Here is a 24,576-nt window from a genome sequence, read left to right as displayed (position 1 = left end):
ATCGATTTGGGGAACTATTTTAGACTCTCGCGCTTATTTATTATTACAGTGATGTAAATTGGAGCTGAATATGTCCCCCCACCAAAGGAAAACGCAACGCATGACAAATTATATGTTGCTCATCAATAGATTTATTAGAAACAAAATGATTTGTTCCGACGAGGAGAGTAAATAATGATCCGTATCATTTTGCTTTTATGCTTTTCTTTACTCAGTGTTGCGGTGCACGCGATTGGCACGCCTTCCTATGTGTCAGCGTGGATCAATGGTACGGGCACGGAAGTGTCAATCTCTTGGGGTACTGTTTCAGGTGCTGGCTACTATCAACTTCAATACAGGAATGGTAATGGCGGCTGGGGAACGTCTGGCGGTATGTATTACGGAGGCTCTCACTCTTGGTCAAATATTACAGAAACACTAATAGACCGAAACTACCGTATGAGAGCGTGCGACATCAATAATAACTGCTCTACTTGGTCTAGCTCGTCGAATTGGATAAGTACACCGCTGCCAACGCCAAGCACTCCTTCTTATGTTTTGGCATCAATTAACAGCACGGGAACGTCAGCCTCAATCTCTTGGGGAACAGTATCCGGGGCGGATTATTATCAGCTGCAATATCGAGATGGCAATGGCGGCTGGGGCACCTCAAGTGGCACTTACTACGGAGGCTCTCATACGTGGAATAATTTAACGGAAACATTTAGAGACCGTAACTACCGCATGCGAGCATGTAACAGCCAAAATAGCTGTTCACCATGGTCTAGCTCATCGAACTGGGTAAGCTCTCCATTACCGATACCTGCAGCGCCTTCATCTGTGTCTGTTTCTATCGTTGATAAAACAGTCACCCTTAGATGGGCAATAATGTCTGATGCTAGTTATTACCAACTACAGTATCGCGATGGCTCTGGTAGTTGGCAATCGTCAAACTACCAGTACACTGATGGCATACATACATGGCCTAATATAACAGATGTATTTGTTGATCGTAGTTACCGTATGCGTTCATGTAATAGTGAGAATAACTGCACGACGAGTTGGTCAGCTAGTTCAAGCACAATTACTTCGCCTAAACCTGATATTCCTAATAAGCCGACGGTTAAGGTGGATAAAAAAGATATCTTAGTTCAGTGGAATAATGTACTCGGTGCTAGCAAGTATAGGATACAAGTTCAGTGGGAACACGCTGGGTTTACAGATATAAAAAACTATGAAAGTACAACCAATGAAATTTCTTGGGGTGATGTATACCAAGGCAGACGCATCTATAGGATTCAAGCATGTAATTTAGTTGGCTGCTCGGAGCCTTCTGAACCATCTGACCAGATAGAAATTTTTATTACTCCTGAGCGCCCATCTAAACCTCAAGCATCAGTGATTGGTAATAAAATAAATGTAACTTGGGGCGCTTCAAATGGTGCAACTTATTACGATTTAAGTATTAAGTTTGATGCCAATGACTGGACGGAACCAGGGCGTTTCGTATACCAAAGCACAAGTGCAAGTTGGGCAGATCTTGATGTCGGAACTCGACAATATAAAATTAGCGCCTGTAATGCTTCAGGGTGTTCCGGATATTCTGATGTATCATCGCCAATAAAGAATTTTGTTGATAAACCTCAAGCTAAACTAGAACCCAATAATGGTATCTCTGTCAATTGGGATACTTCGGTACAGGGTCAGTTTGATATTCAAATCAAATACAACACTAATGATTGGACTGTACCTGGTCGTTATATCAGCGATGGTAAAAGTATTTCGTGGCCTGATTTACCTTCTGGACAACGATCTTATCGAGTAAGAGGTTGTAATAGCGACTTAAGTCAGTGTACTCAATGGTCTGAAGAATCTAATAAAGTAGAAATACCAGTATGGATCCACAATGTTATTGTGAATGGTAGCAGCACTACGCTGGAGTGGGGTCCAATACAGGGGACCGAATACTACGATATCTCAATTAAGTACAATGATAATGACTGGACGGTTCCAGGCAGGTTCAATGTGTCGCATAGCCATGATTCGGCTACCCAACGAGTAACCCATGAGAATCTTGATGGCGGTGTTCGCTCGTACAAAATTCGTGCGTGTAGTAGCTCCTCATGCTCTATATGGTCAGCACCAACAAATGAATACAAGACGGTTGGTTTACCTGCCGACACGCCGAAGTTGAAAGTGTCAGCGCCTGCGCGCACATTTATCAACGCGACAGAACAAATCACTTGGGAGTTCGAAAGCCCAGCTTCGTTGCCATTGAGCGCAACTTTGTATGTGATGCTGCCAAATAGTACTGAAAAAATTAGGTTATCAAGTAGCTCAAATGGCACTTCAATGCCATTCACTAAAGCACTAGGTAAACATGATTATACATTCACTAAATCCGGTACTTATAGATTCTTTGCTCAGGCATGTAGCTTAACCGATGCACAACAAATCATTCCAGTGAGTATGAGGGGTTTATTGGTCCCTGTGGTGACGCAGTCGGCTGACGATGTAGAAGCATGTAGTGAACTATGGGAAACAGAACTGCGTGTAGAGGTGATCAACCAAGAGTTTGCGCCAGAGAACAAAGGTGATGAACTAACTTGGTCAAGCTTACCAAGCGGCAGTACAGTTACGATAGAAAGCGCTACGTGTAGTGATAACTGTGATATGGCCTCACTTAACTGGAGTTTGTTGGCAACGCTTAAAAATGGCGAAACAAGCTTAGCGCTGAGTAACTCAGAGGGTAAAGTTTACCGCATTAAAGTGTGCTTTGCGGATGGCAGCTGTACGTCTTGGATGAGTGTTGATGCAGAGCCTGCCAAGGTAGAAACGCCACAAACCCCAGTTATGGCGCAAGTACCCGATGCATCCTACAGCGCATTAGGTATGATTGATGCAGATGTGGACGTTAACTCTGCAGGTAATGCAACATACGAAACGTCGATTGAAGTACCCGTTGCACCAGGTGGTTTTACGCCGGAGTTGTCGATCCAATATTCAAGCGCCGGTGGTGACAGTGAGCTTGGCTATGGTTGGGCACTAGTTGGTCGTTCAACGATTGCAAGGTGTCGTCGCTATTTAGAAGAAGATGGTTATTATCAGGGTATTCAGTTAGATGAGACGGATGCAGTCTGTTTAGATGGCCAACGCTTAGTGCCTGAGGTCGCAGGGAGCAAACTGGCTAGTGGTACGACATACCGTCTAAAATCTGAACCGAATGTTAAGGTTGAGTATTTGGGTAACACAGGGTTTGTGGTGTACTTGCCATCGGGTGAGCAACATACCTACGGCAACGTTGACAATGCCCGCGTAAAAGAGGTGGCAAGTAGTACGGTTTATCAGTGGCATCTGAGTAAAAAGTCAGATACTTACGGCAACGTTATTCACTATGAGTATCAAGGTTCCGATACTGAACGCCTCCGCTTAGCTAAAGTTACCTATGCAGGTAATACCGTCGTGTTTAATTATGAAACACGACCGGACTTATATAAACGTTATTTCTTGGGCACACTAATTACAGACGATAAGCGTTTACGCTCTATCGTGGTGACAAATCACCTTAACCAAGACGTCAATTATTATGGTTTTGATTATGTAGCCAGCCGTGCAAGTAATCGAACCTTGCTTGATTCGATTAGACAATGCGCGGGTCAATATGGTGGCTGTAAAACGCCCACAACATTTGATTACAGTGATGATGTACCAACTGGTTTGGTCGAGAACAGTCATTTAATTTCTTACGACATTAAGTCTGCATTTGGTTTAACCAGCCTAGAAAGACCAGAAATCAAATTGATGGACCACGATGGAGATGGTAAGCAAGAGCTGGTTATCTTGGCCGCAGCAGATGACGACGTGAACTTTCAAATTCGTAACTTTGCTGTTTCGACGACAGGCATTTCTGAGTTAGGCTTGTTAGCTACAGGAAAATCAACAAGGCGTCATGTAGGTGAAGACGCAAATGAAGAAAACGTATATGTGCATCGAAGAAACTGGCACGTAACTGATTTAGAGAATGATGGTCAAGACGAAATTCAAATTCTCCCATCAAATGAAACGGAAATATATGGAGATATCTTCGGTGATGGCGTACAGCGTCCGGTGCAGAAATATGACAGCGAGGCACTTGGTGAGATTTGGGATTACTGGAGTGCTTGTTCACAAATGAGTCGCTGTGACGCGACTTTGGATGTGGTTGGGCTATTTGACTTCAACTATGATGGTCTTGTTGATAGATTGATAGGTGCATGGGGGATGGAAGTTGACGCTCATACCGGTCGAACCTTTTCAAGTGCAAGGTCTTTTATATTAATTAATACCAGTAAAGGGCAAGTTTTCTCAGAGCGTTATATTGACCCAAGTGTTGGGATGAATAGTTCAGTGGGCGGGGAGATATATTCTGAAAAACTGCAAGGGGATGTCAATGGTGACGGCTATGCGGATTTTCTAGGAAAGTGCTTTGATGGTGTTAAATTTAGGTCTTGCTCTGAGGTATCAAGTATTGATGAACCTCCAAGGCTTGGTCCTCATGAAGAAGTCGCTGTTCATGCATATATAGACATTAATGGCGATGGCCGAGATGACTATGTCTTTATGGAAGATAAAAAAGTTAAGGCCCAGTTGAGTCATCCAACACTGAAGTCAGAAATTACCCTAGCGGATGTAGGCGATAGAATCGATGGCACACCTCATATAGTGGGTTCAGGAGCTAGCCAAGTATTATTTGCTGATTTAGACGGTGACGGTCAGCCAGCGATGATTGCTTTTGATCAGCTATCCGGCATTGTGTATATCTGGCACGATGCAAACCAAAGTAATCAGCCAATCGATAGACTGGAACACGTTCGAGTGGAAAAAGGACCAACACACGAATTCGGTTATACGACTTTGCTTAATGGTCATACCGCCGACACGGATGCGAACACTAAACATTGGGGTAATGGGGCTGCAGTTAAAGATGTCAGAAGCGGTGGTTTTGTGGTGTCAGGTTGGGCGGCACAAACGGCAGCAAATTCAACACGAGAAGATTCAGAGCAAAGATTTGCTTTCGATTACGAAGGTCTCAAGGTGCAAGCCGGTGGTCGTGGTGCATTGGGTTTCAAAAAGGTCACTAAAACCAATGTTAGTAACGGCATAGTAGAAACGACAACGTATCGACAAGATGCGCCTTTTACTGGCCAGCCAGAAATTAAAGAAAGGTCTTATCAGGGGGCTTTATTAAGTCGCTATAGCGTTACAGACTGGCAAACATTGTCATTATTCTCAGGGCAAGTGGTTAAGGGGGTTGTGAAAGGCTCACAAACTACTACGTATGTCTTAGATGGAGAAAATGGCCATATCGAAGGCTCTAGAAAGACGGACCTGAAGACAGAAACCAAGTCAATTGACTATGAGGTGGTAAATAACAGCTATATTCGCCAATCTGCACTCACGTCAATTGAAACAGACCATATTGGTGGGTTCACATGGCATACACAGCAAAGCTTCCAGTATGACGATGAAGACACAAACAACTGGTATCTTGCGCGTCCGACGACCAAAACCGTCACGTCAACCTTGAAAAGAGGGTCAATAGAGCACTCACAAAGTACACAGCGTTATACAACGTCGTACAATGATGAAAACCGTGTTGAGTATACTGAGCGAGGGGTGAGCGAAGAGGGTACGCCAGAGTCGGAGCAAGTATACTTAAAAGAAGCGTTTACGTATGACAGTTACGGTAATGTACTGACGACAACTCAGTGTAGTCAACATTACGCGGACAACTGCACAACAGCGACCATCAATAAAGGCGCGTTACCGCTTTATCATATTCTTAATCGTAAGCATGTTGAGTATGACCAAGGGCGTCATATACGCAGTGAAAGTAATGGTTTATTCACAGAATACACCTACTCAAACCACAATGCATGGGGCTTACCACAAACCGCTGTAGATCCACATGGCGTCACCGAAATTAGACGTTATGATGCGTTTGGTCAGTTGTACTTCTCAGCGCGTGCAGATGGTAGTTATGCCAGCTCAATAAAAAGTTGGTGTGACAATAATTGCCCGCAAGGCGCAACGTATAGAATAGAGAATAAAGCCTCTAATGCGCCGACGAAAGTGGTGTATTTAGATATGTTTGGTCGTGAACTGGGCTCAGACCAACAAACCCTAACCGGTGGTTGGATATCTCAGCGCAATGAATACGATAACTTTGGTCAACTTGTAAAACAAAGTGTGCCGTATCAACAAGGCGATACGGTGTATTACGAGGAAAAGCAGTACGATGTACTGGGGCGTAGATGGCTATCAACCTCTCCGAGTGGCATTACCAAACAAGAGCGTTATGTGGGCGCAACCCAATATACGCATGTATCTGGCACCCATAACGGCCCACTGAGTGACTATGCGACGATTAATTACACATTAAGTAAAACCCATAACGGTTTTAACTTACTGACCACGGCCGTAGATGCGAACGCAGCAAGCACTGAATATCGTTATAACGAATTGAAACTGTTGTCAGAGGTCCAGGACCCAGATAAGCAAAGTGTGTATATCGATTACAATGCGTATGGGCATAAAATCTTTATGAACGATCTCGATAAGGGGCAAATGAGCTATGCGAATGACGCGCAAGGTAATGTCGTTAAGTTTACTGCGGCAGATAAAAGCGCGACGCTGCATAGCTACGACAGTCTTGGTCGAGAAGTACAAACTAACGTACTTGATACTGCGGGTAATACCAGCAAGGAGAGTCAATTTGAATTTGATGGTGCGTTTTTAACTCGTCAAAGCAGTACTGAAGGTGACTTAACGAGGTTTACACCGGATAGCTTTGGACGTGTTAAAGAGGTCGGAAGATATTTAGACGGTGAGCAATTGACCAGCTCAACGACTTACGACCATTTGGGCCGAGTATTCCAAGAGTTTGATGTATCGGGTGACAGCCGAGGTGTTCAGTACGAGTACCAAAACGGGTATGCGATAGCGCTCAAAGAAGCACGAAATAGTGAGACTGTGTACTACCAAGCGCAGCAAATGGATGCCTTTGGTAATATAACCCAATGGCAAACGGGTACGGGCGTAACCAGCAATGCGCAGTATGATGAAAAGACGGGCTTCTTAAAGTCAATCAACACAGGTCATGGTGTTGTTCAGGATTTGGTCTTTGAATACGATGGGTTGGGTAACTTACGTGCACGCCAAGATAAAAATGGTGACACGGCCAGAGATAACTTACTCGAAGTGTTTGGTTATGATGAGCTAAACCGTTTATCGGCAGTGACGATGAATGGGGTGAATACGTTATCAATGAGTTACTACGATAACGGTAATATCAAAACCAAGTCAGATGTACAGTCAGGTCAATATTATCAATATTCTGGCAAAGCGAGCCGTTGTGCAACGCCTGCGGGAACGCATGCCGTATCCAGCATCGGTCAGCTCAGCTACTGTTATGATACGCGTGGTAACCAAACATATGCTTACGATGGCGGTACACGAACGAGACAGGTTTGGTATAGCTATTTTGATAAGCCAACGCGTATTGTGTCGCAAAAGGCACAAACGGAGTTTAAGTACGATGCCAAAAACAGTCGTTTTCAGCGCATAGATAAAGAGGGTGATAAAACCACCACAACGTATTATGCGGGTAATACCGAGGTTGTAATCGAGGCGGGTAGTAGGCAATATCGCCGTTATATTGGTGACTTTGCCATCGCAACGGTAACGGGGCGAGTGCAAACAACACGATATATGTACAAAGACCACTTAGGGTCAACGGATGTTATCACTGCAGAAGATGGTGCGTTAATAGAGCGCCTAAGCTACGATGCCTTTGGTCGTCGTCGAGATGGACTAACGTGGGGTAAAATACAGCAACTGTATACAGACCCAAGTGTACAAAATGCACTTGATATTACTGAAAAAGGCTTCACGGGTCATGAGCATGTAGACCATGCAGAAGCGATCCACATGGGGGGGCGTATTTATGACCCGACATTGGGACGCTTTATGCAGGCAGACCCATTTGTGCAAGAACCTACCTCGGCGCAGAGCTTTAACCGTTATACGTACGTGTTTAACAACCCATTGAGCTATACTGACCCTACGGGGTATTTGTGCACACAAAGTGGGTGGACGTTTGAATTTTGTAATGGTGAAGAAAAGCAGAACGAGCAGGATAAAGCGGCAGGCGAAGCTGTTTCTGAGCAAAATGTTAACCGTGACATACAGGGGAAAGAAGGTGAGTCGGAAGCTGCGTTGAATGGTACCACAAAAACTGAAACACCTTCTGATAACGCTGTAACACTAAACCCTAGCGATGATGACACCACTAAAGCAGCGGGAGTTTTAGCTGTTGGCTGGGGAGGAGCAGCAGCGGAACCAACACCTGCTGGTGAAATTGTCATGGGCGTTGCGACGCTCGCCGCTGCCGCATATTACGGCCCAGAACTCATGGAAAAAATGAGAACTGAAATTGACGGCATAATGAAGAAGGCTGCTGGACCAGACGGTGTTCAATACTCATTACGTGCAACCAAAGATGGGGTGTACCCTTGCTTTAATTGCTCATCAGGTGTCACAAACCTCAAAGCAGGAGATGTTTGGAAGTTTGGAGAAACCACCAACCCCACATCTAGATATTCACCCACGTTCTTGCGGACAAACAACCTCCGACAAGTAAATGAATTTCATGGGAATCGAGTGCAAATTAAAGTTGTAGAAAAAATGAAGATATACAACCACGCCTTGATTAACTTTAGCTTGCCCCCGGGCAATAAGATATTTAGATAATTATGAACATTGGTTTTGCAATTGAAATAGACATGGAGGCTGATGAAAAATCAGCCTTGATACAAAGTTTTTCGGATTCACTTACCGACCAGTTTAAGGACAAAGAGTATGGTGAAGATATAGAAAACATCGACATTGGTTTTATATGCTTGCGTTCTGTACCGGGCTTTGAGTCATTCTCAGCCAAGAGAAAACCAAAGTACATTGCGAGTCAGCAAGTACCACTACTTGATGGAAGTACAAAAGAGGTAAATAACACGTTTACCTTTGACATAAAACTCGACAATGAATCGTATGAAGCGTTTGTTAAGGCATCCGATAGTGAAGCTTTAAAGTTGCTAAAAAACGAACTAATAGAGTCACTACCATGCTTTGATTCATTGCCCAAAAAAGTGAAGAGATTTGATGTAGAACTATTCAAGTCTGATGTAATCAAATTCCTTCTAGGGTAACCAGCAATATAGTCGCACCTTTGCCCGGATCCCGTAGGGATCCGGGACATCACTTTTACCCATCATCACAGTTTTACACCAACTTCAGCATTACTAGCAATCCTCATAACCGTATAAATCTTTCCAGTTATCACCTATAATCTCGAAAGTTATGGAGAGCCAGATGAGTAATATCAGCAACTTAGAAGATTACAGAAACCCCGCCCCAAACACCGAAAACTCGAAAGTTATCAATACCCGCAAATATAAAGATGTTCGTGAACGTGAATATCTAACATCATCAGAGATTGAGCGCATCAGCAAAGCAGCCAAATCGGTCGGTCGCCACGGTCATCGTGACAGTACCATCATCATGGTTGCTTACCATCACGCTTTACGTGTGTCGGAACTGGTAAACCTGAAATGGTCACAGGTTGATTTAACCCAAGGTCTGATTCATGTGAACCGATTAAAGAATGGTGTTGCTAGTGTGCATCCGTTGAGTGGTCAGAGCATCCGCGCATTGCGTAAACTGAAACGTGATTACCCTGACACTCAGTACGTCTTCATCACCGAACGCAAAGGTCCATTAGTAGCAGATACCGTGCGTAAGATGATTAAACGTGCTGGTGAAACGGCTGGGCTACCATTCCCAATTCATCCACATATGTTACGGCATTCAACTTGATATTCCGGCGTAGACCAGCGGGTTGTTGGCATATAAATACAGCCATCACATCATAAGGGATAACAATATGAACCACTCTAACCAGACCATCTGTATTGATGGCATATCATACGGTGTAGACCAACTGGTCGACTGCAAGGTAATTGCGCGACTGGTTGGTCTGTCACACAGAACCATTGAAGATATGGCAAGTCGCCGAGAATTGCCAATGTATAAAGTTGGCAGGTCTAACAGATATTGTATTGCTGATATTCTGACATGGCTTAGTGAAAAACAAAATTAAGCTTCGGGCTTGGTTAACCATTGAAACCATTCTTTGTTGCCTTTCTTACCCCAGATGGCATGTTTTTTATGCTTAATCAAAATATCTTTTACTTTGGGGTGGGAAATTGAAAACCCCTGCATTTTTAGTTCTTTAGCTATGGTTGCGGGTCGCCACTCGGTGTGCTTTTCTTTGAACTCCAAAACCATTCGTTCCATATTTTTCGAAATCTTATTGGGTGACTTTTTGGGTTTGGTTGACTTGTTGTCCAAGCCTTTTTTACCTCTCTCCTTGTACGCATCAAACCATCGCTTTACTGACTTTTCCGACACGCCAAACTCAGCCGCAAGTGCTGAAGCTGGTTCGCCAGACTTGCGGCGCTTCACTATTTCAAACTTTTTTTCAGTGCCTATTCTTCCCATGGGTTAAGGGTTATAATAAAGCCGGTAGGGTCAAGTCTTGCATTTTGCACGATCTTTTCTGTACAGCCTCGTGTCATAATGTTGATGATAAATTTATTTGTAAATTAACCATTTGTTAAACGAATATGTTGAAATCCAACCCATAAAACGAGTCAAAAACGTCGAAATCCAAACCATAAACACCCCCAAAAACGTCGAAAACCAAACCATAACTACCATATCAACATACTCAGCTTTTACATTTATTAACGTCAAGCTGAAGCTATACTTATGAATATTTAGCTACTTATTGGACAGAAAAAAACATGGAACAACGCGACTTGAAAGCGCCAACAAAAGAAATGCTAGCAGATGCTACGCCTTCGGCATTCAAAGCTGTTATCAGGATCATGGAGTCTTGGTCATGTAGCCGCTCTCAAATGTCCATCGTATTGGCCATTCCCTAAAGTACACTTGGCCGCTATATGAAAACGCCAGAGAAAGCTCGGCTTAGTCGCGACCAACAAACGCGATTAAGCTACATTCTAAACATCTATCAATTGATTCGAATGTCATTTAACAACCAAGCCAATGTCGATAACTTTATGTCGCTGAAAAACTATAATGGCCAGTTTAAAGGAAGAAGGCCTATCGATATGCTGCTTGAAGGCAGCATAGAAAATATGCGAGATACCTATCGGCACATCGACTCTCTTATTTATGCTCGATGGTAAATCTAAAGATAGTTTCACCTAGAGCGCTTCACGCGCAACTATCTACTTTTTTATATAGATAGTTGCGCACGAAGGAAATCTATGACTATTTTCTGCTCATGCAATGTTTGAACTCGAAAACCAGTATTGTGAATATTCTAAACTCTAAATGCTTCTTGCATTCCAAGCTGCTCTTGCCTGCTAATACCAATATCTGACGCTATCGCTTCCCAGTTATTCACTGAGAGCATCACTTCGTCATAGATTTTCTTAGCCTCCGATTCTTTCAAGTTAAAGTAATCAGCCACACTAAATGCCAAACCATAATCTAGCTCATTTGACATGTCATCTATGTTTAGGTGTAAGCCGGTCTTATCAATAGACGGGTTTAAATCATAAGCAGGTGACAGTGCCCATCCTTTTTTGGTTAGCAAGAAGCCGTGATTACGTAAATGGTCATCGGTATTAGATACCGCAATATTAAACACAATACGGCGCCACAACTGCGCTAAATCTTTTTGAGTTTGGGAGCCATTTACGGTTAGGAACTCTGCTAGCTCTAGATAACTTGCATCTTCTGTTTCACCTCTGCCGTCATAGTACTGAAGCTGCGTCATGGCTGATGAAAAGTGTATTCGTTGGCCTCTATCTCGGTCAAATCGTTTAGTAATAAAAGTGTGATGAGTAGAGTTAAACTTTTGAATGTCACATGGATACATATCAATGCCAGAATCAAGGGCTAACTTATGGCAGACCATTTCCCAAGCGCCGACATCTGTCGTGTCGTTACTATTGGGAAACTTGGCTATCCATAAATCATTGTTATCATCATGCACACATGCTTTAGGCCGAGCACCACCTAATGAGGAGCCTGGCGCAATAAGCATGCTTAGCCAACGGTAATACTCGTCGCTATCAATGTTTTCATCGTTTTCGATCATCATTGAGGCATATTCTAGTTGTTTAAGTGACGCCATGGACGGTGCAGCATACTCAGCATTATCATCTAAGAAATTGCCTTCTGACTTTGTTTTGAATCGTAAACCGCCCATTCGATATGAGTCATGAACGCCAAGTAAATAATCCATGGCTGTCATTCTGGCGGTCTCTCTGTGGCCATTTTTAAAATCGAGAGCTGCACGCCGCTTCATTAATAACTCGCCCCAACGGTCTGGGCAAGAGTCTAAAAACACGCGGAAATTCTTATCACTTCTATCGTTGTAATGCTCGCCAGAAGTTAATGTCAGTGACGGGTCAAGCTGCATGCGAAACGGAGATGTTAAGAATGCTTTATCGTATTCAAAGCTAAATACGCCACCTCGTGATGTTTCCTGAAATAAAAGGTGGCCAGCTAAAATAGGTTCTTTTATTGGAAACCAAGAAGCATAAACTTCAGTCGTTACTCGACTCATCGCTTTTTCTCCAATAACTTCAAGTCTTGAAGTTTACTTCCCAACTCATCGTGCCCAGCCATATCTGCAAAATTACTTTCCATGCCAAACACCGCCATCACTTTTAAGTACGTGCCTATAGCAACACCTGGGTCGCCGTTGAATACTTTAGTGATGGTTTTAGGGTCTAACCCTGTCCGCTCTGCTACCAATGACTTGGTGAATTCTCGGCGTTTCATGGCGAGAAATAAGTCTTCACCAAACGTAGTAAGGATCTTCTTTTGCTTTGGAAACAGCTTTTTGTGGCCTGCTACACTTGTCATGCTTAACTCACTAGGGATTATTATCCCGTTAATTGCCCATTAATGCGGATAATTATCCCTTAAAAATAAAGTTATTCAAGTTTGAGTTTTAAGCTTACTGCTTTGTCTAGGGATAATTATCCTGTTAAACGCGCTTTAATATGGATAATTATCCCTTTTAGGTGGTAGTTAACAGCAGTTGCTCCTTTCAAGAACTGTGCTTTTAAAAGTATCGAATTGAACAGTATGATACTCACCAGTGCGATACTTGCATCAGCCGAATAGTTTGCAAGCAACCTTCCTCTTGTATCTTTAGCATTAAGCTCTTTGTTAGTCTACGAAACTGCTATTTACTAGGTGGTTCATCATGATGATTTAAGTGGTTCAGGTTATTATCATCAATGGTTTAACCTGCTAATTTCTTTGGTTCAAAGGACCGATATTTTGCACATCCATATTCTGATCTTTTTAACCAGTGGGATCTTTTATATAGGGACAGTTATAGTTTTAAGCTGGACCACTTAAATCATTTAATTGGACCATAACTAGTTTGTTGCCTAGTGAGATGTTCAATGATTCTTTGTAACCATGAACTCGTTAAGTTGGCCCACACCATTGATTGGCAGCGTTTAGAAGCCGAATTTGGTCAACTTTACAGTGCAGATAGTGGCGCGTTGGGAAAACCGATTCGATTACTGGCTGGATTGGAATATCTTAAACAAATTCATAAGCTTTCGGATGAAAAAGCCGTCGCCATGTGGTGTGAAAATCCCTATTGGCAGTATTTTTTTGGGATGCAGTTTTTTACCCATCATATGCCGTGTGACCCAAGTTCTATGGTGCGTTTTTGCAAGCGAATTGGCGAGCAAGGTACGGAATTAATGTTGTCGCTCACCGTCGATGTCGGACTAAAAGTCGGCGCGGTAAAAGAAAGTAGTTTGCGCGAAGTGGTGGTGGATAGCACCGTGATGGACAAGAACATCAGCTTTCCAACCGACAGTAAACTGCTTGAACGATGCTGGAAAAAACTAGTCGACCTTGCCAAACACGCAGGTATCACACTGCGACAAAGCTATGCGAGAGCAGGTGTGAAGGTCGCAAACTCAGTCAGTCGCTATGCGTATGCCAAACAATACAAGCGGATGCGTAAGGCGTTGAAAAAACAAAAGTCGTATCTTGGCCGTGTGTTCCGCGACATTCTTCGTAAGTTAGATACCGACCCTTCAGCGGCGATGGTCGTTCAACTCCGGCAAGCTGAAACACTGTTAAAACAAGATAAATTCAGTAAATCGAAGCTGTACTCACTGCATGAGCCACACGTTGAATGCATAGCAAAAGGCAAAAGTGCAAAACCGTACGAGTTTGGGGTGAAGGTCAGCGTGGCAACGACGGTGAAAGAACAGTTTATACAGTGCTGTCATGCGATGCACGGTAACCCTTATGACGGTGACACCTTGTATCGCACCTTGAGGATAGTCGAAGACGTCGCCAACGTGCATCCGTTTACCTGCTTTGTAGACCGAGGTTATCGGGGTCATATGGCAGAGCGCTACGAGGTCTTTATTGCAGGTCAAAAACGCGGCGTGACACCTGCGAGTAAGAAAAAACTCAAGCGCTGCAATGGCATAGAACCCATCATCGGACACATGAAAAATGATGGCCACTTGGGATTAAACCGCTTGAGAGGCATATTGGGCGATAAATTAAACGCAATCTTCGCGGGTGTCGGGCAAAACTTGAGAAAAATCCTAAGCCTATTGAGGTTTTTTTACGTCTGGATTTTATGCTGGTTCTTTATGCCTTTGGAGCGCGAAAGTCAGCATGAGACAGAATTAATGGGTTAGATAAATTGACGGTTGTCACCTAAATCGGAAATCTCAGTTTTTTGAAAAAACTGAGATTTTCAGAATCGACTATTTAGCCATATAGTTGGTAAACAGCGAGGCAATTGCTTGCTTTTCTGATTCAGCACATCGCGTTGTCGTGCTCCATATTAATACCGTAATTGCAGATGTTATTTTAAGAAGCAAACTCATTGTTGTAGTCTCCCGATTGTTGTTCTGTAGTCGCCAAATACAAATTAACAAAGACATTCAGGTTCGTCGTGGAGTGTTTTTGAATCTCGCTGGTGCAAAATTGCACCAGCTGACTATGGGTACTGCTTACGCAGAGGCTCGCTTTTGAGTTGATTTAATAATGGACAGGTTACTGATGAGTAAAAAAGCCGTGCAACAAATCAGCGTAACTTTGACAGTTGCATAGTAGTCGTAAATAAATTGCCAATGATAAAACTGAGAGGCCAACGTTTCGTCAAGCCCAAGTCTTTCCATATTTCGGATTTGATTTTCTACAATAGCTGCAATGTCGACAAAGCAAAAAGCAAAATAGACTACTATCATCGGGGCGTGAATATGGCATTTGTCAAAAAGAGACAGTATTTCTTTTAACGATCTAGATTTATGAAAATAGCATGCAAGAGTTTGGTAATTCCAAATGCAGGTAAGAGTAATTGAATCCATTATTAAGTGTATGGAGTATATAGTATTGTTCTGGAAATATCCTGAATATTGATTGTATATGAATAGCTTGAATGGGATAGTAAACCCCAGTTCAATAATTGTAGATGCGACAATTGTTAAAATAATAAACTGTGATCCTAAGGATTTTTTAGATAAAAAATAAACCGCGATTAGCGCAAGGACAAAAAAGCTTAGGTAGTAAACGCCAGAAGACATTGCAACGAGAATAATTAAACTAAGTTCTATTCCCTTACGTGCAATCTCCTTCAGTTTGAACTCTTCAGACGTCTTCAGTTGATAATCATACTCTTTTGTCCCTTCAACGATCTCCGAAAGACTTAAACGACTAATTTGCGATAGCTTGATCAACGTATCGAGTTTAAAAGACGACTTGCCATTAAGATAATCGTCTAAGGTGGATTGACCAATCCCCAACAAATCACACACACGTTTCTTCGTGTAGCCGCGTTTGGCTTTTAAGTTATCAATAATTTCTCTAACACGTTGTGTGACTTCAATTTCTTCCGGGATTTGCATGGTGATTAACTTAATGAGATTGTTTTGGGCGAGCGATGAAGCATCAAATTACTATACAGTAAGAAAAGAACAAAACAGACTAACGTTGTTTTTATCTCTGGATAGTGATGGAACCAGAAAGTCCAATGGGAAAATCGAGCTGCAAAAGAGTCATTAATGCCGATTTTGTCTAAATGTCGGATCAAATTTTCTGCTAATGCGATAGCGTCGGTAAGACAAAAAATAAGATAAGTAAAAAGGAGTGGGCTGAGTATGCTGCTTGTATTGAAGTACACAAGTCGTTCCTTTAAAGGCTTTCTATACAAAATGAATAGAGAGATGGTTTGGTAATTACGAATGCAAACGAACGTAATGATATCCATTAGTAAATGGATTGAGAATATCGTGCTGTTTTGTATGAAAGAAGAATACTGGCCATATATATATCGTTCAAAAGGGATGGTTAACCCTAATTCAAAAACCGAAAGAATAAGTATAAACGCAGAGAAAAGTTGGCCGTGAGGTTCCTTCCTTGATAAAAAGGTAAACACGACTAGTAGAGGAATGACTAGCAATAGGAAATTAGCCCCAATCATAGAACCGAGTAGAACAATAAAGCTCAGCTCGATACCTTTACGGATAAGTTGCTTGATTTTTAAATCGCTGGTTTCGTGCAATTGACGGTCATAATTTTTAGTCCCTTCAACGATATCAGAAAGACTTAAGCGACTAATTTGAGAGAGCTTGATCAACGTATCGAGTTTAAAAGACGATTTACCATTAAGATAATCATCTAAGGTGGATTGACCAATGCCCAATAAATCGCACACGCGCTTTTTGGTGTAACCGCGTCTTGCTTTAAGCTCATCGATTATCTCACGAACGCGCTGTGTGACTTCTAGCTCTTCACAGGTTTGCATTTCAGTTTTTTTCTGTAATCTACCTCCGATGTAGAAGTTGAGATCCTGAGGTTGCTTTTCTAATGAAAAGAGAAATAAATAAAAGTAAAACTAATGATAGTAAAGCGTATTTTATATATTCATAATTATTATATAAAAATTGAAAATCACTGAATTTACTAGCCGCCTCAGCCGGAAAGCCAATTTTGTCTAAATGCCTCAAAAGATTTTCTAAAAGTGCTAAAGTATCTACTATGCAAAATAGAAGATAGACACCTAATAGAGGTGCATCAAGAAGAGATTTTTCAAAAATTTCCTTTTTAGTTTCTATAGAAATGTTTTTTATGTATTTTAGGCAGATGCTTTTTCTATTTGAAATGAAATATGCGATTAGTATGTCAATTATCAAATGAGAGGTGAAAATTATAGAGTTCTGGATGAAGCCGGGTTTGTGTGTTATTAACTTGAATATAGTCAGGCCAAGGAGTGATTCAACTATAGTGAACGCAATAATTACTTTTATTAAATACGTAAAGTTAAATTCGTCTTTGTTGAATGTAGCCATCAGAAGTAGAAGTAAAATAAAAAAAGGTAGTAAAATCAAGTCTGAGTAAAGATAGGTAGCGCCTATTGCTCCAAATATAATAGCCAGTAAAATCAAATTTTTCAGTGAATTCATATATCCTTCCCAAGCCTAAAGACCTAACTTATCTATTACTTTCGGAGGCGTTGGGATTTCAGCCATTACGGGGGCATTTACTTGCGCTGGATCTGTACCTTTGTGTCCGCCAGAACCACCACATACTTGTGATGATAAGAGATTATTAAGAGTTTTGGCTTTTGATAGGTTCGATTGCTTCTTCATGTTGGGTGTCCTTTTTTAATTCCTGATCAAATTCTTTTGTGCCTTCAAGAATGTCGCCTAAACGTGTGCGACTAATCTGAGCAAATTTAATGAGTGTACCTAAGCGAAAAGAACTAGTGCCATTGAGGTGGTCATCTAACGTGGTTAAGCCAATCCCCAGCAGCTCACTGATTTTCTTTTTGGTATAGCCTCGTCTGGCTTTCAGCTCTTTAATAATGGTATGGATCCTAAGTGTGACCTCATACTCTTCGGGTGATTGCATGGCTCCCTCAATGCTAAAACGCCAAACTTTCGCATTACATTGTTACCTTACCTAAAACAATGGATGTTATAAAGTTTGAAATATTAAATTAAGTAAATTAAATCCCTGTATTTACAGTGTATAAATAGCGTTAACAAAAATATCATATCTTGAGGAGGGCGAAAAGTTTTTTAAGCTTCTTGTGTCTCTTTTTGTAACATAATCATTGTAGTATGAGGTTTGTGCGGGAATATCATGGAATGCGGCCCTTGGACGAGCCGCTAAAATGATGTTTACATTTGTGCTGATAAAGGCACTTGCTTGCGACTTTGTTGTGGCTTTCTGCGTCTCAGCCATAAGTAACACCCAGTAATCGTAAAGATGAGAGGTGTTAATCCAATTAAGCACCAAATCATTTTACTGGGAAACCCTGCAAAGTAACCAAAATGCAGTTTCCGAAAGCTATCAACCACCGTGAAAAAGACAGGTGCTTCGCGAATATCAAAGTTCGGTTCAAGTGCTCCGGTGTCCTTGTTGAACGTGACGGTCGATGAATATTCACTTGAAAGCACGCCAATGTTGCCGACTTCACCAAAGAAAGTAATTTGACGACCTTCTTCAAATGGGAAAAGTAAATACGTTGCTCTAAATCCCCCCATTTGCGTTTGCGCATTTTTTGCCATTGCATCGAGTGAAAGTGCTTGATTGTATAGCGGCCCAGTTACCACCTTCTCTTCATCATGATGCTCAAATTGATGATGAATTATCTCCGAAATGTTCCAATACGCACCGGTAAAGCCGAGGACAAAAAGGATAGGAGCTGACCAAATGCCCGTGAGCTTGTGAAGATCGCTAAAAAATGCGGTGCGTTTTACGTTCAGCCGCAAACTAAAGAACTTTTTCCAAAACTGTCGATATATCACGAGTCCGGAAATGCCCATAAACAATAAGATGATTGAGACTACTCCGGTTATCCAAAGTCCAGTTTCACCAATCAGAAATTTATAGTGAAGGTCTAGCAACCAGTCGGTTAGATAGAAATTAACGGGGACGGGCTCTGAGCGGACAGTGCCCTGATATTGATCGAGATAGACCTTATACCAATCAAGTGTCCCGTGTTTTATCAGATAGATGCGGTCAGCCGTGTGTCCATCGTCAAAGATTTCCCAGCTGCCAATTTCATAATGTCGAAACCGATTCGTAAGCAAAGTACGTAATTGGTCGTAGGGAAGGCGGGCACCCACTTGTGCGTCGACTTTCGCCAACTCGGGCATTAGCCAGTGATCTATTTCTTCTTTGAACACAAGTACGCTGCCAGTCAGGGAAATGACTAAAAGAGGAATGGCAACAAGAAGACCCAAATACCGGTGCCAAAGGTGCAGTGTTTTTTTCATTCGGTGACGTCCTTAAAAAGCCAACCACCGAGTTCGGTGATTGGCATAACACGCAAAATACGGTGCAACTAAGGCACGATTACAGTGCCCAATTAAGCGTTAATGAATAATTACGTGGTGCACCATAGAAACCTTGCGCCCAATAAAGTGAGTTAATGTATTTTTTGTCAAATACATTGTTCGCGTTAAACGTAAGGTCAACCGTTGGCGAAATTTGATAGCTCGCCATGAAATTGACTAAGGCATACGCCTTTTGCTCGGTCACAACCCGGGGTGATTGAACTTGCACGCGACTGATGTCATCTTGCCAACGCATGTTCATACCAAAGGTTAACCCTTCTAACGCCGCTACATCGTATTTAGCCGCAAGCTTAAATACTTGTTTGGGCGTATAGTTTTTAACAAGTTCAGCTTCTGTGTTGCCGGCATCAATGGAATCGGCAACGTCAATATTCGTGTAGGTGTAACCGAGGTTTGCACTTACGCCAAACCCTAAATCACCACTGAGCTCAATTTCATAACCTCTCGATTGAATACCAGGTGCTGCCTTGTAAACGGAATTGTCGGGTGTTGAATTTTCGACGTCGGCTACGGCAATATTCAGTTGTTCAGCGTCAAAAAGGGCGATGTTCAACATCAAGTTATCGTTGAAAAACTCGGTTTTTAAGCCTATTTCACGTGTGTCGCCTTCAATCGGTGAAAGAGCATTGCCATCAAGGCCTTGTTCAAATTGCGGAGCAAAGGTTTCAGTGTACGAGCCATACACGTTTAAATCTTCATTAATAGTATATATCGCCCCTAAATAGTGAGTGGTGTCACTGTCTTCACGTCCTTTGTTGACTTGATACGCCGCTCCGACTGTTTCCCAATCCGTATGGCGAAGTCCAGTAAGGAGTTTCAAATCGTCCCGAATGGAAAAGCGAACAGACACATACTCTGAGCGCTGACGGCTATCAATTTGTGAACCAGTTATACCATCGACAAGTGTGGGGCGCGGCGCATAACCATCCCACGTGCTGAGGTTTGGCATCGCAGGGAAACCATTGCCTGTTGTAAAGTCGTACAAAGACTGTTCGTTGTAGGCCATTTTGGCTTGGCTTGCGCCAGCTGCAATCAAGTGGTTCTGACCAAAGAGATCGAAGCTGCCTTGTGCGTATACATCAAAAAGGTTTTGCTTGTCTTCTAGTTGATAGTCACTTGCATAACCGGTTAATCCCAAACCCGTTTTGGCATCAGGTGTGCCATAGACATAGAACAGTTCTGAATCTTGCTCTGTTTGCGCATGTGCATAACGCGCGAAAAGGGTCCAATCACCGCCAAGGTAGTGTTCAAGTTCTACAAAGGCTTGTTTGGATGTGTTGTTCCAAAATGCCCAATTGGATGCAGTGGATGTTGAAACGTCTAAATTGGTTGCGTTACCTTCTGAATCGAAAAGAGGTAAGGCACCCCAAAGAGGACTATCCGCATCATTCTTTTGGTAGGTTATGCTCGTGGTTAACGTGGTGTCTTCTGACAGATTAAACTCGGTGATGCCATAGAACACATTCCGGTTAACACTATAACGGTCCAAATAGGAGTCGCGAACCTGACTTACAACCACAGCCCTCGCGGCGACAGCGTCATTAATGCGGCCAGACACATCGGCATCGATACGACGGTTTGACCAAGAGCCCACCGTGAGTGATAGGCTTGCTTGGGCATTGTCGGTTGGGCGTTTACGGATAAAGTTTACGGTGGCCGATGGATTGCCTGCGCCTGTCATCATGCCATTTGCGCCCATCACAACTTCTACGCGTTGGTAGATTGCCGTGTCGAGTGTACCTTGCAATGAACCGCGTTCTTGTGGAAGACCTAAACCATCAACTTGGAAATTGGTGATATCGAAACCTCTGGCTTTGTAATAGGTGCGATCCGTTTCGATTTTTTCTACCGAGATGCCTGGGGTCGTTTCAAGTACTTGATTTACGTCATCTAATGAAAAGTCGTCCATCAAGGCGCGAGTCACGACTCGGACGGATTGCGGTGTATCCTTAATTGCGATACCAAGCTTGGAGGCAGTCTGTGCTTCAATGCCTAAATAATTACTTGGTTTATCGCCAAGCACCGCGATTTTCTCAATATCTTGATCCTTTGCTTCATCTGCAAAAGTAGGAGTGGAGAAAATTGCTGAAGTTGCAATAAATAGCGCGCTTAACTTGAATCTTTGATGAGTCATATTGAGCCTGAGTCAGTTTGATTATGTGATTTTTGCGCATGCTAATACAAATGCGAATAATTCGCAAATAAAAGAAGGTGAAAATCTGTACTGTATTGGGGACGACTTGTGCCAGTAATGAATATGTCTCTATTCCTTTAGATTCAATCAGTTGTAGATTTACGGTAAATGGCAATTGCATAATGTTTCGACGTGGTAATTGATGCTGCGATAATTGGTCATGACGAAACTTGAAGCGATTTTGTGTTACGAACAACAAAAAATTTCTAATAATGAATTGATTTATTTAGCTATTTGCAATTTTTGGCGGTTAAAGAATGACGCTCTAATTCTGGGGTTATCTTACTTGCGATAACCTTTAATCGAATAGGGGGTCGCGTTTCATTTTTATGAATACGTATGCAATTAAGAATTCATTGAGCAATCTTCAAAACAGTCGTAACGTGCCCTGAAAAGAATAATAAATATACAGCCTATGAAAACCATACTCTCGCTAATTGCGGCAATGATGAGCTTATGTGTTACGGCACAGCCAATAAAGTTGCAAAGCTATTCACAAGACAACTCACTACCACACAAACTGCTAGTAAAGGCGCTCGAACGAGCGCATCTGAATTACACGCACCCCTATGAAAGCGATAAGGACATCTCAAATGCACGTATTTTAAATGACGTGAAAACGGGTCAGTTGGATGTTATGTGGAGCATGACGTCAAAAGAGCTTGAACAAGAATATCAAGCGGTCTATATCCCTTTGTTTCGAGGTTTGCTTGGGATGCGCGTGGCGATTGTCACTAAGCAAAATGAGCATCTTTTTAGACAAGTGCACTCACTTAATGACCTTAAAAAATTCTCAGCGGGACAGGGAAAAACATGGCCTGACACCGCGATATTGAAAGCCAATCACTTACCTGTGGTCACGACTCTCAAATACCCCAACTTGTTTCCTATGCTCGAAGGGGGTCGATTTGACTATTTTCCAAGAGGAGTGAACGAACCATGGGATGAAATAGTGTCTCACGCTGATTTAGGGCTGACCGTGGATCCCTATCTGGTGATTAAGTACACCGCACCGTTGTATTTTTTCGTATCGAAGGGCAATACCACTCTCGCAGTTGCACTCGAAAACTCACTTAACGAGATGGTGAACGATGGCACATTTAACGCGATGTTTTTTGGTGATAATCAAGTCAAAACGGTTCTTTCAAAAGCGCACTTGAGTGAACGATTAATCCTATCCATTGACAATCCTGCACTGAGCGCAAACACACCGCTAACTCGCAAAGAACTTTGGTTTAATCCTCTTGAAGAAGGCGTTCAATAATGATGAAGTCACTACAATACAAAATATCTATGGCGCTTGCTATTGGCTTGGTGGTGGTGTTTATCGCGGTTCTCGCCGTGAATTACATTTTACTGCAGAGAAATGAAATTGCGCGCTTTGACACAAACGTAGCGGCACTGAATGAACAAGTGAACGTTATTTTATCTGAACCGGTTTTTTCATATGATAAACCGCTGATTGAGCAAATCCTGAACGCATTTGGCTCCAGTCCTGATATTGCTGAAATCAGCGTGTTCGATCATCGTAACATTCTGCTTGGGGAAATTCACAATCAAACGCCGCCAGCGAAGTTTGCGCAAGTGCACGAGTTGAATTTACGCTATCAAGACAAAGATATCGGCCACATTGCCATTGTCTACAGCAAACAAAATCTGGCGAACAGTATCAGGAGCGCGTTGCTTTCCATGGTTATCACCTTGGGTTTATTGTTCGCGGTGCTTGGGTTTGTTGTCCTTGGAGTGATCCGCATGCTGGTCGTAAACCCAATTGTCAGTGTAAATAGCCTAGTTAAAAAACTTGCCGCGGGTGGAGGTGACCTAACGCAACGCATAGACTATCACTCGTCAGACGAAATCGGTCATTTAACCCAAGGGTTTAATCGATTCATAGAGCAAGTCCAGAAAATCATTCAAGGACTAGGTGCAACGTCCCATGAACTTGAAATCATTGCTCAGCACGTTAAACAGGCGACACTCAATTCGAAAAAGGAGGCTGAACAAGAATACGACTTGACGGAAAGTGCGACAGATTCTTTAACACAATTAACGGATGCCACCAAAGAGATTGCTGAAGTGGCGAGTAAAACGGCCTATCAAACAACGCAAGTACAAACGTTGTGTAAGCAAGGTGCGTCAAGCATGAACGAAAATGATGGCCAGCTACATGCACTTGAAGACAAGTTGGACTACACCTCCACGGTTGTTGCGCAGCTGGAACGTAGAAGCACCGAAATTAGCCAAGTACTGGATGTGATAAAAAGTATTGCAGAGCAGACTAATTTATTGGCACTTAATGCCGCAATTGAAGCGGCACGGGCGGGTGAATCAGGACGAGGGTTTGCGGTTGTTGCAGATGAAGTCCGTGCACTGGCAAGCAAAACACACCAATCGACTACCGAAATCGAAGCTATCATAAGTGCACTGCAACAGAATGCCACTGAGTGTGTGGAAGCCACATCCCAAAGTAAGCAAGTGAGCGCCAATGTGATGGAAACCAGCCGTACTAGCCAATCTATCTTCAGCTCGATAGCGCTACAAGTGGATGAAATTAATTTGATGAATGAACGCGTAGCATCGAGTTCCGAAGAACAAAGCCATGTCACGCAAGGAGTCCTCAATACTATGGAGAAAATTAACCATGGCGCAAGGGCTCTGAGTGCGCAAACTGAACAACTCGAGAAAACGGTGGCGCAGTTAAACGAACTAGAAAAAGGCATCGTGACTAAATTGGGGCTCTTTAAGTACTAGCGCAATGGCAATCTAATTCGAGAGATTGGGCGAATGACTCAATGTCTCGGTGGCATCTTCTATCCTAAAGGGTTTGCGTTAGTCTGGCTTGGCGAAAACGAGGAATAGGGCAACAACTGATTGGTCACTCACCGCCTACGATTGTTGCCTTAATAGCCC

At 42.6% G+C, this 24,576-nt stretch carries 19 protein-coding genes; 9 read left to right on the top strand and 10 right to left on the bottom strand.

The genetic code is table 11. The annotated features are described in order from the left end of the window. Nucleotides 1-174 precede the first annotated feature (174 nt). The 4 genes from NI389_RS05175 (at nt 175) to NI389_RS21120 (ending at nt 10,171) form a co-directional block, all read left to right on the top strand. Nucleotides 175-8,769, top strand: a complete 8,595-nt coding sequence (locus NI389_RS05175) for an RHS repeat-associated core domain-containing protein (RefSeq protein ID WP_308361917.1) — start codon at nt 175-177, stop codon at nt 8,767-8,769. A gap of 2 nt (nt 8,770-8,771) precedes the next feature. Continuing rightward, nucleotides 8,772-9,221, top strand: a complete 450-nt coding sequence (locus NI389_RS05170; RefSeq protein ID WP_308361861.1) for a hypothetical protein — start codon at nt 8,772-8,774, stop codon at nt 9,219-9,221. A 163-nt stretch (nt 9,222-9,384) separates the two neighbouring features. Next, nucleotides 9,385-9,888 (top strand): tyrosine-type recombinase/integrase, encoded by a 504-nt coding sequence (locus NI389_RS05165; protein WP_308361860.1) that lies wholly within the window; start codon nt 9,385-9,387, stop codon nt 9,886-9,888. Between the two features lie 67 nt (nt 9,889-9,955). Next, nucleotides 9,956-10,171, top strand: a complete 216-nt coding sequence (locus NI389_RS21120; protein ID WP_372588615.1) for a helix-turn-helix domain-containing protein — start codon at nt 9,956-9,958, stop codon at nt 10,169-10,171. Here NI389_RS21120 and NI389_RS05160 read toward each other — a convergent pair. Next, nucleotides 10,168-10,572 (bottom strand): helix-turn-helix domain-containing protein, encoded by a 405-nt coding sequence (locus NI389_RS05160; protein ID WP_308361859.1) that lies wholly within the window; start codon nt 10,570-10,572, stop codon nt 10,168-10,170. The genes NI389_RS21120 and NI389_RS05160 overlap by 4 nt on opposite strands. A gap of 305 nt (nt 10,573-10,877) precedes the next feature. On the opposite strand from NI389_RS05160, the gene NI389_RS05155 reads away from it, so the two are divergent. Together NI389_RS05155 and NI389_RS05150 are read left to right on the top strand one after the other, a co-directional pair. Continuing rightward, nucleotides 10,878-11,018: a hypothetical protein gene (locus tag NI389_RS05155; RefSeq protein ID WP_308361858.1), complete on the top strand. Its 141-nt coding sequence runs from the start codon at nt 10,878-10,880 to the stop codon at nt 11,016-11,018. An 18-nt stretch (nt 11,019-11,036) separates the two neighbouring features. Further along, nucleotides 11,037-11,285, top strand: a complete 249-nt coding sequence (locus NI389_RS05150; RefSeq protein ID WP_308361857.1) for a hypothetical protein — start codon at nt 11,037-11,039, stop codon at nt 11,283-11,285. Nucleotides 11,286-11,422: 137 nt separating this feature from the next. On the opposite strand, the gene NI389_RS05145 is transcribed toward NI389_RS05150, so the two are convergent. Then, the gene (locus NI389_RS05145) at nt 11,423-12,676 is read right to left on the bottom strand and encodes a type II toxin-antitoxin system HipA family toxin (RefSeq protein WP_308361856.1); all 1,254 of its coding nucleotides are present in this window, start codon (nt 12,674-12,676) and stop codon (nt 11,423-11,425) included. Beyond that, the gene (locus tag NI389_RS05140) at nt 12,673-12,978 is read right to left on the bottom strand and encodes a transcriptional regulator (RefSeq protein WP_308361855.1); all 306 of its coding nucleotides are present in this window, start codon (nt 12,976-12,978) and stop codon (nt 12,673-12,675) included. Before NI389_RS05140 ends, NI389_RS05145 begins: the two co-directional genes overlap by 4 nt. 551 nt (nt 12,979-13,529) lie before the next feature. Between NI389_RS05140 and NI389_RS05135 the strand changes: the two genes are divergently transcribed. Continuing rightward, nucleotides 13,530-14,801 carry an IS5 family transposase gene (locus NI389_RS05135; protein WP_308361916.1) on the top strand — a complete coding sequence of 424 codons (1,272 nt, stop codon included), beginning with the start codon at nt 13,530-13,532 and terminating at the stop codon, nt 14,799-14,801. A 318-nt stretch (nt 14,802-15,119) separates the two neighbouring features. Here NI389_RS05135 and NI389_RS05130 read toward each other — a convergent pair whose 3' ends face one another. From NI389_RS05130 to NI389_RS05100, 7 genes are all read right to left on the bottom strand, one after another. Next, a complete protein-coding gene (locus tag NI389_RS05130) occupies nt 15,120-16,013 on the bottom strand; it encodes a helix-turn-helix domain-containing protein (RefSeq protein ID WP_308361853.1) in 894 nt (297 codons plus the stop codon). Between the two features lie 5 nt (nt 16,014-16,018). Then, entirely contained in the window at nt 16,019-16,912 is an 894-nt protein-coding gene (locus NI389_RS05125; RefSeq protein ID WP_308361852.1) for a helix-turn-helix domain-containing protein, read from the bottom strand. Nucleotides 16,913-16,931: 19 nt separating this feature from the next. Beyond that, nucleotides 16,932-17,570 carry a hypothetical protein gene (locus NI389_RS05120; RefSeq protein WP_308361851.1) on the bottom strand — a complete coding sequence of 213 codons (639 nt, stop codon included), beginning with the start codon at nt 17,568-17,570 and terminating at the stop codon, nt 16,932-16,934. A 15-nt stretch (nt 17,571-17,585) separates the two neighbouring features. Next, nucleotides 17,586-17,756 carry a hypothetical protein gene (locus tag NI389_RS05115; protein WP_308361850.1) on the bottom strand — a complete coding sequence of 57 codons (171 nt, stop codon included), beginning with the start codon at nt 17,754-17,756 and terminating at the stop codon, nt 17,586-17,588. Continuing rightward, on the bottom strand, nt 17,716-18,018 hold the full coding sequence (locus NI389_RS05110) for a helix-turn-helix domain-containing protein (RefSeq protein WP_308361849.1): 303 nt from the start codon (nt 18,016-18,018) through the stop codon (nt 17,716-17,718). The genes NI389_RS05115 and NI389_RS05110 overlap by 41 nt, the downstream gene beginning before the upstream one ends. A gap of 272 nt (nt 18,019-18,290) precedes the next feature. Then, on the bottom strand, nt 18,291-19,391 hold the full coding sequence (locus tag NI389_RS05105; protein WP_308361848.1) for a PepSY-associated TM helix domain-containing protein: 1,101 nt from the start codon (nt 19,389-19,391) through the stop codon (nt 18,291-18,293). Between the two features lie 79 nt (nt 19,392-19,470). Then, on the bottom strand, nt 19,471-21,606 hold the full coding sequence (locus tag NI389_RS05100; RefSeq protein ID WP_308361847.1) for a TonB-dependent siderophore receptor: 2,136 nt from the start codon (nt 21,604-21,606) through the stop codon (nt 19,471-19,473). Between the two features lie 475 nt (nt 21,607-22,081). Between NI389_RS05100 and NI389_RS05095 the strand changes: the two genes are divergently transcribed. After that, nucleotides 22,082-22,930 carry a transporter substrate-binding domain-containing protein gene (locus NI389_RS05095; RefSeq protein WP_308361846.1) on the top strand — a complete coding sequence of 283 codons (849 nt, stop codon included), beginning with the start codon at nt 22,082-22,084 and terminating at the stop codon, nt 22,928-22,930. Then, a complete protein-coding gene (locus NI389_RS05090) occupies nt 22,930-24,417 on the top strand; it encodes a methyl-accepting chemotaxis protein (RefSeq protein WP_308361845.1) in 1,488 nt (495 codons plus the stop codon). The genes NI389_RS05095 and NI389_RS05090 overlap by 1 nt, the downstream gene beginning before the upstream one ends. The last annotated feature ends 159 nt before the right edge of the window (nt 24,418-24,576 follow it).

Source organism: Pseudoalteromonas xiamenensis (genome assembly GCF_030994125.1).
Classification (GTDB): domain Bacteria; phylum Pseudomonadota; class Gammaproteobacteria; order Enterobacterales; family Alteromonadaceae; genus Pseudoalteromonas; species Pseudoalteromonas xiamenensis_B.
Note: the sequence above shows the minus strand (reverse complement) of the source record. Positions and strands in the feature narration are given on the sequence as shown.